General features: G+C 66.5%; 17 protein-coding genes and 1 tRNA gene. 13 read left to right on the forward strand and 5 right to left on the reverse strand.

Features of this window, described 5'->3' with window-relative positions:
• Positions 1-188 precede the first annotated feature (188 nt).
• From VRZ77_RS19000 to VRZ77_RS19055, 12 genes are all read left to right on the forward strand, one after another.
• On the forward strand, positions 189-1,088 hold the full coding sequence (locus VRZ77_RS19000; RefSeq protein WP_414594148.1) for an HNH endonuclease: 900 nt from the start codon (positions 189-191) through the stop codon (positions 1,086-1,088).
• A gap of 175 nt (positions 1,089-1,263) precedes the next feature.
• On the forward strand, positions 1,264-2,232 hold the full coding sequence (gene trbB / locus VRZ77_RS19005; RefSeq protein WP_414594149.1) for a P-type conjugative transfer ATPase TrbB: 969 nt from the start codon (positions 1,264-1,266) through the stop codon (positions 2,230-2,232).
• A complete protein-coding gene (locus VRZ77_RS19010) occupies positions 2,229-2,561 on the forward strand; it encodes a TrbC/VirB2 family protein (protein ID WP_414594150.1) in 333 nt (110 codons plus the stop codon). Before trbB ends, VRZ77_RS19010 begins: the two co-directional genes overlap by 4 nt.
• Complete coding sequence (locus VRZ77_RS19015) at positions 2,561-2,830, forward strand: VirB3 family type IV secretion system protein (RefSeq protein ID WP_163074037.1); 270 nt, start codon at positions 2,561-2,563, stop codon at positions 2,828-2,830. The genes VRZ77_RS19010 and VRZ77_RS19015 overlap by 1 nt, the downstream gene beginning before the upstream one ends.
• Before the next feature lie 13 nt (positions 2,831-2,843).
• On the forward strand, positions 2,844-5,282 hold the full coding sequence (gene trbE / locus VRZ77_RS19020) for a conjugal transfer protein TrbE (RefSeq protein WP_414594151.1): 2,439 nt from the start codon (positions 2,844-2,846) through the stop codon (positions 5,280-5,282).
• Positions 5,279-6,031: a P-type conjugative transfer protein TrbJ gene (gene trbJ / locus VRZ77_RS19025; protein ID WP_414594152.1), complete on the forward strand. Its 753-nt coding sequence runs from the start codon at positions 5,279-5,281 to the stop codon at positions 6,029-6,031. The genes trbE and trbJ overlap by 4 nt, the downstream gene beginning before the upstream one ends.
• A gap of 10 nt (positions 6,032-6,041) precedes the next feature.
• Positions 6,042-6,311 (forward strand): putative entry exclusion protein TrbK-alt, encoded by a 270-nt coding sequence (gene trbK-alt / locus VRZ77_RS19030; RefSeq protein WP_414594153.1) that lies wholly within the window; start codon positions 6,042-6,044, stop codon positions 6,309-6,311.
• 1 nt (position 6,312) lies between these two features.
• On the forward strand, positions 6,313-7,542 hold the full coding sequence (gene trbL / locus VRZ77_RS19035) for a P-type conjugative transfer protein TrbL (RefSeq protein ID WP_414594154.1): 1,230 nt from the start codon (positions 6,313-6,315) through the stop codon (positions 7,540-7,542).
• The gene (gene trbF, locus VRZ77_RS19040; RefSeq protein WP_414594155.1) at positions 7,539-8,228 is read left to right on the forward strand and encodes a conjugal transfer protein TrbF; all 690 of its coding nucleotides are present in this window, start codon (positions 7,539-7,541) and stop codon (positions 8,226-8,228) included. Before trbL ends, trbF begins: the two co-directional genes overlap by 4 nt.
• Positions 8,225-9,208, forward strand: coding sequence for a P-type conjugative transfer protein TrbG (trbG, locus tag VRZ77_RS19045; RefSeq protein WP_414594156.1), 984 nt, complete (start codon positions 8,225-8,227; stop codon positions 9,206-9,208). Before trbF ends, trbG begins: the two co-directional genes overlap by 4 nt.
• Positions 9,205-10,386, forward strand: a complete 1,182-nt coding sequence (locus VRZ77_RS19050; protein ID WP_414594157.1) for a TrbI/VirB10 family protein — start codon at positions 9,205-9,207, stop codon at positions 10,384-10,386. Before trbG ends, VRZ77_RS19050 begins: the two co-directional genes overlap by 4 nt.
• A 2-nt stretch (positions 10,387-10,388) precedes the next feature.
• Positions 10,389-10,661 (forward strand): DUF2274 domain-containing protein, encoded by a 273-nt coding sequence (locus VRZ77_RS19055; protein WP_414594158.1) that lies wholly within the window; start codon positions 10,389-10,391, stop codon positions 10,659-10,661.
• A 380-nt stretch (positions 10,662-11,041) separates the two neighbouring features.
• Here the strand turns inward: VRZ77_RS19055 and VRZ77_RS19060 are convergent.
• Positions 11,042-11,118 (reverse strand) — tRNA-Arg (locus VRZ77_RS19060).
• A 365-nt stretch (positions 11,119-11,483) separates the two neighbouring features.
• Between VRZ77_RS19060 and VRZ77_RS19065 the strand changes: the two genes are divergently transcribed.
• Positions 11,484-13,379, forward strand: a complete 1,896-nt coding sequence (locus VRZ77_RS19065) for a PHA/PHB synthase family protein (RefSeq protein ID WP_414594159.1) — start codon at positions 11,484-11,486, stop codon at positions 13,377-13,379.
• Between the two features lie 143 nt (positions 13,380-13,522).
• Here VRZ77_RS19065 and VRZ77_RS19070 read toward each other — a convergent pair whose 3' ends face one another.
• The 4 genes from VRZ77_RS19070 to VRZ77_RS19085 all read right to left on the reverse strand — a co-directional run bounded on the left by VRZ77_RS19070 (position 13,523) and on the right by VRZ77_RS19085 (position 15,813).
• Complete coding sequence (locus VRZ77_RS19070) at positions 13,523-13,987, reverse strand: MucR family transcriptional regulator (RefSeq protein WP_414594160.1); 465 nt, start codon at positions 13,985-13,987, stop codon at positions 13,523-13,525.
• 52 nt (positions 13,988-14,039) lie between these two features.
• Positions 14,040-14,291 (reverse strand): hypothetical protein, encoded by a 252-nt coding sequence (locus tag VRZ77_RS19075; protein WP_414594161.1) that lies wholly within the window; start codon positions 14,289-14,291, stop codon positions 14,040-14,042.
• A gap of 42 nt (positions 14,292-14,333) precedes the next feature.
• A complete protein-coding gene (locus tag VRZ77_RS19080; protein ID WP_414594162.1) occupies positions 14,334-14,981 on the reverse strand; it encodes a TenA family protein in 648 nt (215 codons plus the stop codon).
• A gap of 79 nt (positions 14,982-15,060) precedes the next feature.
• Entirely contained in the window at positions 15,061-15,813 is a 753-nt protein-coding gene (locus VRZ77_RS19085; RefSeq protein ID WP_414594164.1) for an SDR family oxidoreductase, read from the reverse strand.
• Positions 15,814-15,832 lie beyond the last annotated feature (19 nt).

The raw sequence follows: 15,832 nt of genomic DNA on the forward strand, positions 1-15,832 counted from the left end.
ATAGCTCACATAATAGAGGATGTGTGATTGATAGATAGCCGTCCTATCGCTCACGGCAGTGCGAAGGAGAACTGAAAGCGTGATACCGGGCCGATAACGTGACGCGCGCGACCAAGGGGTGAATGGTCCACCTGCTGCCGAACGCTTTCCAATCTGCGATACGATCGAGTGGGCACCAGGGATGGCACATGGGATTCGGCGTCTTCATTCACCGCTCGGACTCGATCTATGACGATAGCCCGGCTGAGCGGTATCAGTTCCCGCGCCCATATCTGGGACGCGTCGAGGCCTGCGTCGGCGACTGGATCATCTATTACGAACCCCGGAAAGTGGCGGAGACCCGCGGCTATTTCGCGATTGCCAGGGTCGAGCGCGTCGTTCCCGATCCCACCGCTCCGGGCATGTATCTCGCTCTCATCGAACCGGGCAGCTATCTCGATTTTGCCAGCCCGGTGCCGTTCACCGATGCTGATGGTGTGGTCGAACGCGGTGTGCTGAACGCGCACGGGCGCATGTCGGGGCGTGCGCAAGCCGCCGTGCGTCCGCTGTCGCCGGAGGATTTCAACCGGATCGTCACGCTCGGGCTGAATGACAGCGAGCCGCTGCTGCCTCGTGTCGACGCGGGTGCGTCCCTTTTAGGCTTTGACGAAGAACAGGCCCCATTCGTGTTCGAGCAGCCCCGCGAGCGCGTCGACACTCTGTCCTCCCGGATCGTCCGCGACCGCATTTTTCGGCGCGTCGTGTTGCGCGCCTATGACGAGCGCTGTGCCATCAGCGGGCTCAAGCTGATCAATGGCGGCGGGCGCGCCGAGGTGGCGGCCGCGCATATCCGCCCGGTGGAAGCGAATGGCCCCGACATCGTCAGCAACGGGTTGGCGTTGTCGGGCACGGCGCACTGGATGTTCGATCGCGGACTGATCAGCCTCTCGGATGATCTGGACATCCTCATTTCCCGCCAAACCAACGATCCCGACGGCGTGCGCGCCTTCATCAACAAAGACGGCCGCGCCATCGCGCCACGCAGGCTGATCGAGCGGCCCCATCCCCATTTCCTGCGCTGGCACAGGGAGCATTGCTTCAAGCCGTGAGGCGGAGGCTCCCTGTGCCGCTTCCGATCACTAAACGGCAGTTCCGCCGTTCGCCTGTCATTGCACGCCACGCTGCGATGCGGAGGGAAACCTGTTGGACCGGCCCAATATCGGGCTCTTTTAATCATCCCCACCCGGGATCAGATCGTCATGACCCCGGCACATCGGGGGTCGCATGGCGGCAGCACATCATCAGGGTTTTGCCCGCGGCACACGGATGCTGCGCACGGCGCTGGCTCCGGCGATCATTCGGCATCTGGAAGACCCGCTCGTCGCCGAGGTGATGCTGAACCCGGACGGGCGGCTGTGGATCGACCGGCTCTCGGAAGGGTTGGGCGACACAGGCGAGAAGCTGTCGCCCGCTGACGGCGAACGCATCGTTCGTCTCGTCGCGCATCATGTCGGCGCCGAGGTGCATGCCGGAGCTCCGCGCGTTTCGGCCGAGCTGCCCGAGACGGGAGAACGTTTCGAGGGCCTGCTGCCGCCGGTCGTGGCGGCCCCGACATTCGCGATCCGCAAGCCCGCCGTCGCGGTGTTCACGCTGGAGGATTATGTCCGCGCCGGGATCATGTCGGCGTGGCACGCCGACGCTTTGCGCCAGGGTGTTGCCTCTCGCGCCAACATTCTCGTCGCGGGCGGCACCTCGACGGGCAAGACCACGCTGACCAATGCGCTGCTCGCCGAGGTCGCGAAGACCTCCGATCGCGTTGTTCTCATTGAGGATACGCGTGAGCTGCAATGCGCGGCTCCGAATCTTGTCGCCCTGCGCACCAAAGACGGCGTCGCCTCGCTATCGGACCTCGTCCGTTCGGCGCTTCGGCTGCGGCCCGACCGTATCCCCATCGGCGAGGTGCGCGGCGCCGAGGCGCTGGATCTCCTGAAGGCCTGGGGCACCGGCCATCCCGGCGGCATCGGCACCATCCATGCCGGCAGTGCGCTCGGCGCACTGCGCCGGATGGAGCAGCTTATCCAGGAAGCCGTCGTCACAGTCCCGCGCACGCTGATCGCCGAGACCATCAATCTCGTGGCCGTGCTTTCGGGGCGCGGCGCGGCGCGCCGGCTCACTGAACTCGCGCATGTCGAGGGCCTCGGCCCCGATGGCGACTACCGCATCACCCCTGTCATCACCGGAGATCCCACATGATCCGATCGCCCCATTGCACCCGTAGCGCCGCCCGGCTGGCCGCGTCTGTCACCTGCATCAGCCTGATGGCCATGGTCAGCGCTCATGCCTCCGGCTCGTCCATGCCGTGGGAGGCGCCGCTGCAATCCATCCTCCAGTCGATCGAAGGCCCCGTCGCCAAGATCATCGCCGTCATCGTCATCATCTCGACCGGCCTTGCGCTGGCTTTCGGCGACACGTCGGGTGGTTTCCGCCGGCTGATCCAGATTGTCTTCGGCCTGTCGATCGCCTTCGCCGCCTCGAGCTTCTTCCTGTCCTTCTTCTCCTTCGGCGGCGGAGCGCTCGTCTGATGGCCGAGACGGTCGAGGTTCCCGGCTTCAGCGTACCGGTCCACCGGGCGCTGACCGAGCCGATCCTGCTCGGCGGCGCGCCGCGTGCCATCGCCATCGTCAATGGCACGCTTGCCGGGGCCGTGGGCCTCGGCCTGCGCCTGTGGCTGGTTGGCCTCGCCATCGGGATGATCGGCCATGTCGCGGCGGTGTGGGCCGCAAAGCGCGATCCGCTTTTTGTCGAGGTGGTGCGTCGGCATCTGCGCATCCCCGCGCACCTCTCGGTCTGAGCGGGGTGCCGTGATGATGAGCCTCGCCGAATATCGCAGCCGCAACCGTCGCCTTGCCGACTTCCTGCCCTGGGCGGCACTGGTCGCCCCAAGCATTGTGCTGAACAAGGACGGTTCGTTCCAGCGAACCGCATCTTTTCGCGGGCCGGACCTCGACAGCGCTGTGCCCGCCGAGCTCGTCGCGGTCGCCGGGCGGCTGAATAATGCCTTTCGCCGTCTCGGCTCGGGATGGGCGATCTTCGTGGAAGCGCAGCGCCATGCGGCGTCAACCTATCCGGCGAGCACCTTTCCCGACGCCGCCTCCGCTTTGGTCGATGCCGAGAGGAGGGCCGATTTCGAAGAGGCGAGCAGCCATTTCGAGTCGAGCTACTTCCTGACCTTCACCTTCCTCCCGCCGGCCGAGGACGCGGCGCGCACCGAAGGCTGGCTCTATGAAGGGCGGGACAAGGCGGGGCTTGATCCCCATGAGACGGTGCGCGGCTTTGCCGACCGAACCGATCGCCTGCTCAACCTTATCGACGCCTTCATGCCGGAATGCCGCTGGCTCGATGACGGCGAGACGCTGACCTATCTGCACAGCTGCGTCTCAACGCATCGGCACCGTGTCCGCGTGCCCGAAGCGCCCATCTATCTCGACGCGCTGCTGGCTGACCAGCCGCTCACGGGCGGGCTGGAGCCACGCCTTGGCGACCAGCATCTGCGGGTGCTGACCATCACCGGCTTTCCGACGGTGACGACGCCCGGCCTACTTGATGAGCTGAACCGGCTGGCCTTTCCCTATCGCTGGTCGACCCGGGCGATCCTGCTCGACAAGACAGATGCGGTCCGGCTGCTCACCAAGATCCGTCGGCAATGGTTCGCCAAGCGCAAATCCATCGCCGCCATCCTCAAGGAGGTCATGACCAACGAGCAATCCGTTCTCATGGACTCGGATGCCGCAAACAAGGCTGAAGATGCCGACCTCGCGCTGCAGGAGCTCGGCGCAGACCATGCCGGCATCGCCTATGTCACCGCGACAGTGACCGTGTGGGATGCGGATCCGCGCATCGCCGACGAGAAACTGCGACGGGTCGAGAAGGTCATCCAGGGTCGGGACTTCACGGTGATGAACGAGACCATCAACGCCGTCGATGCCTGGCTCGGGTCTTTGCCCGGTCATGTCTATGCCAATGTCCGCCAGCCACCGATCTCCACGCTCAATCTGGCCCATATGATCCCGCTGTCAGCAGTGTGGGCCGGCGAGAGCCGCGACGCGCATTTCGATGCACCGCCGCTGCTGTTCGGCAAGACCGAGGGCTCGACCCCGTTCCGGTTCTGCCTCCATGTCGGCGATGTCGGCCACACCCTCGTCGTCGGCCCGACCGGGGCGGGCAAGTCGGTGCTGCTGGCGCTGATGGCGTTGCAGTTTCGGCGCTACGCCGGTGCTCAGGTCTTCGCCTTCGATTTCGGCGGTTCGATCCGAGCCGCAGCGCTCGCCATGGGTGGGGACTGGCACGATCTCGGCGGCGGACTCAGCGAGCGGAGCGCGGAGACCGTCGCGCTCCAGCCGCTTGCGCGCATCGATGAGGCTGCCGAGCGCGCTTGGGCCGCCGACTGGATCGTCGCCATCCTCACCCGCGAAAGCGTTCCCATCACGCCGCAGGTGAAGGAACATATCTGGACGGCGCTGACCTCGCTCGCCTCGGCGCCCGGCGAGGAGCGCACGCTTACCGGGCTCTGTGTCCTGCTGCAGTCGCACGACCTGAAGCAGGCGCTGCGTCCTTATTGCATCGGCGGCGCCTGGGGTCGGCTGCTCGACGCCGAGACCGAGCATTTGGGCGCGGCCACGGTCCAAGCCTTCGAGACCGAGGGGCTGATCGGGACGGAGGCCGCGCCGGCGGTGCTGGCCTATCTGTTCCACCGAATCGAGGACCGGCTCGACGGATCACCGACCCTCATCATCATCGATGAAGGCTGGCTGGCGCTGGACGATGAGGGCTTCGCGGGCCAGCTGCGGGAATGGCTGAAGACGCTGCGCAAGAAGAACGCCTCCGTCATCTTCGCCACGCAGTCCCTCTCCGATATCGACGGCTCGGTGATCGCGCCCGCCATCATCGAGAGCTGCCCGACACGTCTTCTGCTCCCCAATGAGCGGGCCATCGAGCCGCAGATCAACGCCATCTACCGCCGCTTCGGCCTGAACGACCGACAGATCGAGATCCTCGCGCGGGCGACCCCGAAGCGCGACTATTACTGCCAGTCGCGGCGCGGCAACCGGCAGTTCGAACTCGGCCTGTCCGAGGTCGCGCTGGCGCTGTGCGCCGCGTCCTCGAAGACGGATCAGCAGGCCATCGGCAGGATCTTCGCCGCGCACGGTCGCGACGGCTTCCTGGAAACCTGGCTGCGTCATCGCGGCCTCGGCTGGGCCGCCGACCTCCTTCCCAACCTCACCAATCTGGAGACGCAGCCATGACGCTGTCCCGTCTGCGCCTATCCGCGTTGGCCGTCGCGCTGCTGACCGCGCCGCTCGCCCTCGCACCCGTTCTGTCCCCGCCCGCGCAGGCCCTCACGGTCTATGACCCGTGGAACTACGCGGAAAACATGATGTCGGCGGCGCGGGCGCTGGAGCAGATCAACAACCAGATCACCTCGCTGCAGAACGAAGCGCAGATGCTGATCAACCAGGCCCGCAATCTCGCCAGCCTCCCGCACTCCTCCCTGCAGCAGATCCAGCAATCGGTCCAGCGCACCCAGCAATTACTCGGACAGGCGCAGAGCATCGCCTTCGATGTCGGCCAGATCGACCAGGCCTTCCAGCAGCGCTATGGCAACATCCCGCTCTCGGCCTCCGATGCCGATCTCGTCGCCGGTGCGCGCTCGCGCTGGCAGACCACGGTCGGGGGCTTGCAGGATGCGCTGCGGGTGCAGGCCGGCGTCGTCGGCAATGTCGACGCCAACCGCGCCGAGATGGCGACGCTTGTCGGCCAGAGCCAGGGCGCGACGGGCGCGCTTCAGGCCACGCAGGCCGGCAACCAATTACTCGCTCTGCAGTCGCAGCAGCTCTCCGACCTGATCGCGGTGATGTCCGCCAATGGGCGCGCTGCGGCGCTCTCCGAGGCGGAACGCGCGACCGCCGCCGAGCAGGGCCGCGAGCAGCGCCGGCGCTTCCTCACCCCGGGCGCCGGCTATCAGCCCGGCACTGCCCGCATGTTCAGCAACTGAGGAGGCCGACATGGACGCAGCCATGCTGGCCCGGCTCGGCGCGGTGATCTTCGTGGCCATCGCCGGTACGGCGGCGGTTCTGGAGATGAGCCGGGAGGAGAAGGCGCCGGAGCCTTCACCCACTCGGACGGTCGAGGCCGAGCGCGATCCTCTGCGAGATGAGCAGCGCCGCTGCCAGCAGTTGGGAGAGGCGGCCGCGCAAGACGCTCCGTGCCTGAAGGTCTGGGCGCAGACACGTGACCGGTTTCTCGGGCGTCCCGCGCCGAACGAAGGCCGCTGAGATGGGCGGCACCGGCGTCATCGACACTTTCCTGGGGGTCTTCACCTCTTATATCGACAGCGGCTTGGGCCTGCTTGGCGGCGAGGTCGCCTTCATCGCCACCACCCTCATCGTCATCGACGTGACGCTGGCGGCGCTGTTCTGGTCGTGGGGTGCGGATGACGACATCATCGCCCGACTGATCAAGAAGACCCTCTTCGTCGGCGTCTTCGCCTACATCATCGGCAACTGGAACAACCTCGCCCGCATCGTCTTCGAGAGCTTCGCCGGGCTCGGGCTCAAGGGCTCGGGAACGGCATTTTCCGTCAGCGACCTCATGCGTCCCGGCAAGGTGGCGCAGACCGGGCTCGATGCTGGTCGGCCGCTGCTCGAGTCCATCTCTGATTTGATGGGCTGGGTCGCCTTTTTCGAGAACTTCATCCAAATCGCCTGCCTGCTGTTCGCGTGGGTGCTGGTGCTGCTCTCCTTCTTCATCCTCGCCGTCCAGCTCTTCGTCACCCTGATCGAGTTCAAGCTGACGACGCTCGCCGGCTTCGTGCTGATCCCCTTCGGCCTGTTCGGCAAGACCGCCTTCATGGCCGAGCGGGTGCTGGGCAATGTCGTCTCCTCCGGCATCAAGGTCATGGTGCTTGCCGTCATCATCGGCATTGGCTCCACCCTGTTCGGCCAGTTCACCGCCGGCTTTGGCGGGCAGACGCCGACCATCGATGACGCCATGGCAATCGTCCTCGCGGCGCTTTCCCTGCTCGGTCTCGGTATCTTCGGCCCGGGCATTGCCGCCGGCCTTGTCTCCGGTGGCCCGCAGCTGAGCGCGGGGGCCGCGGTCGGCACGGGCCTCGCCGCCGGTGGCGCGCTGATGGCGGCCGGCGGCGCCGCCAGCCTCGCGGTCCGAGGCGGTGGGGCCGCGCTCTCCGCGACGGCGGCCGCGGCGCGCGGAGGTGCGACAACCTACAGCATCGGTGCGGCCGGTCAGTCCGGCATGGCGAGTGTCGCCTCGGGACTGGGTGGCGTCGCACGGGCCGCGGGCTCCGCCGGCGTGACCCCGCTCGCGAACGCCATCACCGGCACGGCCTCAGCCTCCTCGGCCGGTGACGTGCCCGACTGGGCCAAGCGCATGAAGCGCGGCCAGTCGCTTCGCCATGGCGTCTCCGCCGCCGCCCATGCTGTGCGCTCCGGTGACAGCCATGCCGGCGGCTCTTCCGTCTCCCTGTCTGAGAGCGACCGCTCATGAGCCTCTTCAAGCGACCCGCGACCCATTACGGAACTTCGCCCGAGCCGGTCACGCCCTATCAGAAGGCGGCTCAGGTCTGGGACGAGCGCATCGGCTCGGCTCGTGTGCAGGCGAAGAACTGGCGGATGATGGCCTTTGGCAGTCTACTTCTCTCGGCCGGCTTTGCCTCAGCGCTGATATGGCAATCGACGAGGGGCACCGTCGTGCCCTGGGTGGTCGAGGTCGATCGCCTCGGCCAGACGCAGGCCGTGGGGCCTGCCACCGGCGATTATCGCCCGACCGATCCGCAGATCGCCTGGCATCTCGCCCGCTTCATCGAGCAGGTGCGCAGCCTGCCGGCGGATCCCGTCATCGTGCGGCAGAACTGGCTTCGGGCCTATGAGTTCACCACGGATCGCGGTGCCGCCGCGCTCAACGACTATGCCCGCGCCAATGACCCATTCACCCGGGTGGGCAAGCAGCAGATCGCGGTCGAGGTCTCCAGCGTGATCCGCGCTTCGCCGGATTCCTTCCGCATCGCCTGGGTAGAGCGTCGCTACGAGAACGGCCAGCTCGCCGCCACCGAGCGATGGAGCGCGATCCTCACTTTGGTGATCCAGCCGCCGCGCGATGCCGAGCGCCTGCGCACCAATCCCCTCGGCATCTATGTCAACGCCATCAGCTGGTCGCGGGAGATGAGCCAGTGAAAACGTCGATCCGTAAATCCGCATCTCCGGCTTTCCGCCGCTCCGCCTTTGCGGTTCTCCTGCTCTCCGCGACGATGCTGGGCGGCTGCGCATCCGCACCGAAGCCGCCGCAGATCAGCTATGACAGTGACGTGCCGGCGCTGCCGACGGTGCCGACAGTGGTTGCGGATGACCGGCCACGCCCGCTCCATACGCCTCCCGCCTGGACGCCGGCCAAGGGCGGCACGGATGCGAAAACCCCCGTTGCCCGCGTCGAGAACGCCAACGCGGCTGCGCGGGTCGAGCCGCGCCGCGAGGGCTATCACAACGCCATCCAGATCTATCCCTGGAGCGAGGGTGCGCTCTATCAGGTCTATGCCGCGCCCGGCCAGATCACCAACATCGCCTTGGAGCCGGGCGAGAGCCTGACCGGCAGCGGGCCGATCGCGGCAGGCGACACCGCCCGCTGGATCATCGGCGACACGGAGAGCGGCGAGGGCGCGAGGCGGCGCGTGCATGTGCTGGTAAAGCCGACGCGGGCGGACATCTCCACCAATCTCGTCATCACCACCGATCGGCGCAGTTACATGATCGAGCTGCGCGCCGGCGAGAAGCCCTATATGCCGGCTGTCGCGTGGGCCTATCCGCAGGCTCCGGGAGCGCAGCGCCCCAGTGTTCCGCCGACGCCGGTCATCCCGGCCTTCACTGACCGCAACTACCGCTATGCGCTCACCGGCGACACGCCGCCCTGGCGGCCGATGGCCGTCTATGACGACGGGCGCAAGGTCTATGTCGAATTTCCGCGCGGCATCGTGCAGGGCGAGATGCCGCCGCTCTTTGTCATTGGCGCGGATGGCGAAGCCCAGATCGTCAACAGCAGAATCCACCAGAACATCCTGATCGTCGATCGGCTGTTCGGTGCGGCCGAGCTTCGCCTTGGCGGCGGCAAGCGTCCGCAAAAAGTGCGGATCGAGCGCACGGACGGGAGGCCGGCATCATGAGCAGCCCCGGCAATCATGACCTCGAGGCCGATCTTGCCGCTCCGGCCACCGATCACGCCGCGGCCATGCGGCTGCGTCCGGAACCTCCGCGCGTCACCCGTCTTTCGCGCAAAGTGCTGGCTGGCGCCGGGCTGGTCGTCAGCCTCGGCATCGGCGGCGCCCTGATCTATGCGCTGCAGGGGCGCGACAAGGGCACCGGCGGCGAGGAGCTTTATTCCACCCAGAACCGCTCCACTGCCGATGGCCTTGCCGGGCTGCCGCGGGACTACACCGGGCCGATCCTGGGTCCGCCTCTACCCGGCGATCTCGGTCGGCCGATCCTTGAGGCACAGAACCGCGGCCAGCCCGTCGTGCCGCCGACAATGATGGCGCCACAGGTCGATCCTGAGCAGCAGCGGCGTCTTGCGGAACAGGAAGCCGCGCGGACCAGTCGCGTATTCTTCCAAGCTGCGCAGGCTCGCGCGCCGGCCTCGTCAGTGACGGGTGCCTCCGGCTTCAGCGGCCCTGGCTCGACAGGAACGGGCGGCACGTCCTCACCCCAGGATCGCCAGCTTGCCTTCCTCAATGCCGCCGTCGATCGGCGCGTCGTGGCGTCCGATCGGGTCATGGCGCCGGCCTCGCCTTATGTGCTGCAGGCCGGTGCCTTCATCCCGGCCGCGCTGATCACCGGCATCCGCTCCGACCTGCCGGGCCAGATCACCGCCCAGGTGACCGAAAACGTCTATGACAGCCCGACCGGCCGCATCCTGATCATTCCGCAGGGGACCCGGCTGCTCGGGCAGTACGACAATGGCGTCGGCTTCGGGCAGCGCCGGATCCTGCTGGTCTGGAACCGGCTGATCTTCCCCAATGGCCGCTCCATCGTGCTCGAGCGCCAGCCCGGCACGGATGCGCAGGGCTATGCCGGCCTCGAGGACGGCGTCGACATGCATTGGTGGGACCTCGCCAAGGCGATCGGGCTATCGACGCTGCTCTCCGTCAGCGCCGAACTGGCTATGGATGACGAGGACGAACTGATCCAGGCGCTCCAAAGCGGGGCGCAGGACACCATCAACGATGCCGGGCAGGAGATTATCCGCCGGCAGTTGCAGGTCGCGCCTACACTGACCATTCGGCCGGGGTTCCCGGTGCGAGTCATGGTCACCCGTGACCTCGTCCTCGAACCCTACAGGTACTGACCATGGCGAAGCTGAAACTCGGTCCCATCGCGAACGACAAGCCGGTAAAGGTGGCGCTCTCGCTACCCGGCGCGCTGCACCGCGATCTCGTTGCCTATGCCGAGGTGCTCGCGCGAGAAACCGGGCAGCCTGCACCCGATCCCGTGAAGCTTATCGTGCCCATGCTGGAGCGTTTCATCGCCACCGATCGCGAATTCGCCAAGGCGCGGCGCGAGACTGGCAGCAGTGTGGGCATCAGCGCGTCGCTGCCCGCTCCCGGGCCGTCGTCCGTGTGAGGCTGAGCAAGCTGCGCACTGCCGAATTATCGTTTTTGGCGAATAGACCACGGAGTGACACCTCCGCGATGACCGACGACCTGGACACGGTGTCCTACGCCGACTCCCGCCCTCCCCTGACGCCGCCCACCCAACGTGGCCAACGGAGTGGACGCCGCAAAGGCGCGTCTGTGGGGCGACCGAATGCGGCGGCGAGGCGAGCAGCACTTCCGCGCGCCCACGATGTTGATCTCGCTTTTTCAGCTGCATCGGCTGGGCAGCGCTTCGCGCTGTAGCGAACAGACGGCGGGATAAACGTATCGGACCGCGAAAACTGTTTCAAAAACCGTTTCAGCTCATTTGTTTGAAACGGTGAAATCCGGCTAAGTTCTTGAAATTAGTGGCGCGCCCGAAGAGATTCGAACTCCTGACCCCCAGATTCGTAGTCTGGTGCTCTATCCAGCTGAGCTACGGGCGCCCCGCTTTCTCCGCGAAGGGAGGAAGCAATCAATCGCGAGAGGCGGTGCCTGCCGCGAGAGGCCCGTGAGCTACCTCTTTTCGCCGCGCATTGCAACAGGCTCGGCAAACATAGCGCGCCATCCACAGCCATTCACAAGGCCGGCGCCGGATCCGGTCCGGCATGACCGGCTCAGGTTTGGGCGTACCCCGGATGCGGGCTTGAGTTCGATCAAGGTCGCCCGATGTTCAAGATGCACAGATGGCGGCCGAGCCGTGCCGTGCCGCCGGCACGGTCATGGGTGTAAGCTGGCTTCATGTCCCGCGCCGCAGTACCGGCGCGCCTGTCGGCCGGGTCCGCCCGGCGCGCGCATTTCGGGAGGCCGCATGGACGCCAAATCCACACCTGCCAAATCCACCCGCTCCAATGCCACGCATTCCGGGCCCCCACGCGCCACGGCACCGGACCCGGTCCGTCCGGAAGTTCCGGTGGCCGCGCCGGCCCCGGCGAGAGTGCCGGTTCCTTCCTCGTCCCTCGCCGGCCATGAGGAGCCGATCGGCTTTGAAGCATTTCGCGCCCTCGACCGCAGCTCCAGCGCGATGATGGCGCAGATGACCGCGGGACTGTCGCCGGCCGCGCTGTGGCTGGCCTATTCCGACTGGCTGCTCCATCTCGCCAAGTCGCCCGGAAAGCGTGCCGAGCTGCTCCTGAAGGCCCTGACCAAGGCTCAGCGCATGTCCGTGCACGCGCTGCGCGCCGGGCTTGCCGGCCAGCCCCACCCCTGCATCACGCCTCTACCCGGCGACCGGCGGTTCCGCGCCGAGGCGTGGCAGAAAATGCCCTTTGCGCTCTGGTATCAAAGCTTCCTGCTGACCCAGCAATGGTGGCACAACGCCACGCGTGGCGTGCCCGGCGTCTCGCCGCACCATGAGAACGTGGTCGCCTTCACCGCGCGCCAGCTCCTCGACATGGTGTCGCCCTCGAACTTCCCGCTCACCAACCCCGAGGTGATCCAGCGCACGACGGAGACCGGCGGGCGCAATCTCCTCGACGGCTTCCGCCGATTCGTCGACGACGCCACCCGCCATGCCGCCGGCGAGCCGCCGGCCGGGTCGGAGGCGTTCCGTGTCGGACACGAGGTGGCGGTGACGCCGGGCCAGGTGGTCTATCGCAACCACCTGATCGAACTGATCCAGTACGCGCCCGCCAGCGCGCAGGTAAAAGCCGAACCGGTGCTGATCGTGCCGGCCTGGATCATGAAGTTCTATATTCTTGATCTGTCGCCGCATAATTCGCTGATCCGCTACCTCGTCGAGCGCGGGCACACGGTGTTCTGCCTGTCCTGGCGCAATGTCGACGCGACCGATCGCGATCTCGGGCTGGAGGATTATCGCCGTCTCGGCATCATGGCGGCGCTCGACGCAGTTCGCGCCATCGTGCCGGAAGCGCGCATCCACGCGCTCGGCTATTGCCTCGGCGGCACGCTGCTCTCCATCGCCGCCGCCGCCATGGCCCATCAGGGCGACGACCGGTTGGCCTCGGTCACGCTGCTCGCGGCGCAGACCGACTTCAGCGAACCGGGCGAGCTGGAGCTGTTCATCGACGACAGCCAGCTCGACTATCTCGACAGCATGATGTGGCAGCGCGGCTATCTCGATGCCTCGCAGATGGCCGGCGCGTTCCAGCTCCTGCGCTCGAACGACCTGATCTGGTCACGCCTGCTGCATGACTATCTGATGGGCGAGCCCCCCGCCATGAACGACCTCATGGCCTGGAACGCCGACACCACGCGCATGCCCTACCGCATGCATTCGCAATATCTGCGCTCGCTGTTCCTCGATAACGACTTGGCCGCCGGGCGCTACGTGGTGGACGGGCACCCGGTGGCGATCCAGAACATCCGCGTGCCGATCTTCGCCGTCGGCACGGAATGGGATCATGTCGCGCCGTGGCAGTCGGTCTACAAGATCCACTATCTCAGCGACGCCGACGTTACTTTCGTGCTCACCAATGGCGGGCACAATGCCGGCATCGTCAGCGAGCCCGGCCATGCCGGCCGCCATTACCGGATCGGCCACAAGGCCGCGCGCGACCCCTGCCTCGACGCCGAGAACTGGAGCGAGCGCGCCGAACTACGCGAGGGCTCGTGGTGGCCGGCCTATGCCGCTTGGCTGGACGAGCGCTCGTCGCCCGAAGCCGTCGCGCCCCCGGCCATGGGCGCCCCCGAACGGGGGTTTCCCGCGCTGGAGCAGGCACCGGGCAGCTATGTCCATCAGCGCTGAGGCGTCATTCTCGACCGCGACGGGCCGGCGGACGCCGACGCTTCCCCGGGAGACCGGCTCCTGAGCATCCCTCAAAAGCAACGGGGGCGCCTTGAGCGCCCCCGAAACGTCAAACGGCCGCGACCTGTGTCACGAAGCCCGAATCAGGCGATCTTCTTGGCCCGGCCGCGGCCCTTGGCCGGCGCAACGGCGACGGGCTTCTTACGCTGCTGGCCGAGACCCATCTTCTTGGCGAGATTGGAACGCGCCTCAGCGTAGCTCGGCGCAACCATCGGGTAATCATTGGGAAGACCCCACTTCGCCCGGTAGTCTTCCGGCGTCATGTTGTACTTCGTCCGCAGATGACGCTTGAGCGACTTGAACTTCAGCCCGTCCTCAAGGCAGATGATATATTCCGGCGTCACCGACTTCTTGACCGGGATTGCCGGCTTCAGGACTTCCTCGACGACAACCGGAGCGGGCGCCGTCAGACGAAGCAGAGCGCCGTGCACCTTGGCGATGAGGTCAGGAAGCTCGGTCGACGGAACGGAATTATTGCCGACAAAAGCCGCGACGACATCAGCCGTGAGTCCCAAATAATCAACCGCCGAAGCATCCTGTTCCGACATCTAAACTCTCCTTTGCAAGGCCTGTACGCGTGTAACACCGTCACAGATAACGTCAACAAATATCTCGTGTCTTAATTCGCGTCATCTTGAAAATAGGTCCTAGAAAAATCCAGCATTCGCCTGCGCTTTCAGCACCGCGCCGTGGGCACAGGCCGCGCGATATTTCAAATTTATGATAAATGAACGGGTGGGACCATTGGTTATGGGATAGGGCGACCGCCATCCAATCGCATTGCTGCATTGCATACAGCACGTGACCGGCCGTGCTGTTTTCGCCGGCGATTCGGGCGACCGACATCAGCATTCGGGTCTTTTATGTCGTATGCCACAAGATCAGATGGCCGCGTTATTCATATAGATGATCGAAGAACGCACGTTCCAGTGCCACCGCCCGCTGGAAATAGCCTGACGCCTCGGCCTGCCCCGCCGCGTCCGCCCGCGCGCCGGCGCGGTCGAGCTCGCCGCGCAGCCAGGTCACAAAGGCGCGGAAGCCGTCATTATTGTGCAGCGTGATCCATTCGGCATGGACGAAATCCGCCGGCAGCACCGCCTCGGCCCGGTCGGCCCAGTCGAGATACAGCCATTCGGCGACGGTGAGCACGGCGAGGCCGTTCAGATAGCGCCCGCTCTGCGCCGCCTCGCGCATCAGCGCCTGGAATCCCAGCGTCGGCGCGGTCAGCGCGGGGGCGATGCGCTCGCCGGCCGGCACGTCCAGCGCATCGAAGGCGCGCTGGAAATAGGTGTTCTCGTCGCTGGTGATCATCGCCGCGAACTGCGCGAAGCGGATGCGCGAGGGATAGAGGTCGGCGGTGGCGATCGCCATGCCGAGCAGCGCCACGAAACGGTCGATGAACTGGTAGTCCTGCGTCAGGTAACGGACCATGACATCGGGCGCCACCGTCCCGGCAAAGATCTCGTCGACGAAGCGGTGCCCGGTCGCCGCCTGCCAGTTCTCGCCCGCTTCCGCGCGCAGCCGATCGGAAAAGCCGGTCATCCTCGCCTCCCATGGGTCCCTAGGCTGTATCGCAACGCAGGCGGCGCGCGTCGAGAGGGGGAGGGCCGGAACGGCGCCGCTACATGCGGATGGTCTGACCGCCATCGACCACGAGAACATGCCCGTTGACGAAGGAGGCCTCGTCCGAGGCGAGGAACACCGCCGCGCCGCCGATTTCCGCCGGCCGCCCCCAACGACCGGAGGGAACGCGGATATCGACGAAGGCGGAGAAGGCCGCGTCCTCGACCAGGCCCTGATTGGTCTCGGTGGCGAACATGCCCGGCGCGATGGCGTTGGAGGTGATGCCGGCGCGGGCATAATCCACCGCCAGCGCCCGCATCAGCCCGGTCAGCCCGGCCTTGGCGGCGGTGTAGACCGGGTCGTTGCGGTTCGCGACATGGCCGGCGATCGAGGTCACGGTGATCAGCCGGCCATGGCCGCGAACCGCCATGCGCCCGGCCGCCGCGCGCGCCAGCATCATCGGGCCGATCAGATCGGTTCCGATCAGCGCCGCCGCCTCGCTCGCGGAGAAATCGGCCAAAGCGCGCCGGTCGCGGGCGCCCACATTATTGATGAGTATGTCGAGAGCACCGTATCGGGCCTCGATGGCCTCGATCGCGGCAACGCCGGCATCCGTGTCCGCGACGTCGAACGGCGCGATCCCGACCTGCGCGCCCTCGACCATGCCGCGCAGCGCCTGCGCCGCCGCTTCCAGCCGTGCGGCATCGCGCCCGTTCAGCATGACCGTCGCCTGCGCCGCCGCCAGCGCCTTCGCCATTTCGAAACCGAGCCCGCGCCCGGCACCGGTGACGAGCGCGGTGCGCCCGGCCAGGCAGAAGGGCGGGCGGGAC

The sequence above is a fragment of the Ancylobacter sp. G4_0304 genome (genome assembly GCF_047501495.1).
GTDB lineage: Bacteria > Pseudomonadota > Alphaproteobacteria > Rhizobiales > Xanthobacteraceae > Ancylobacter.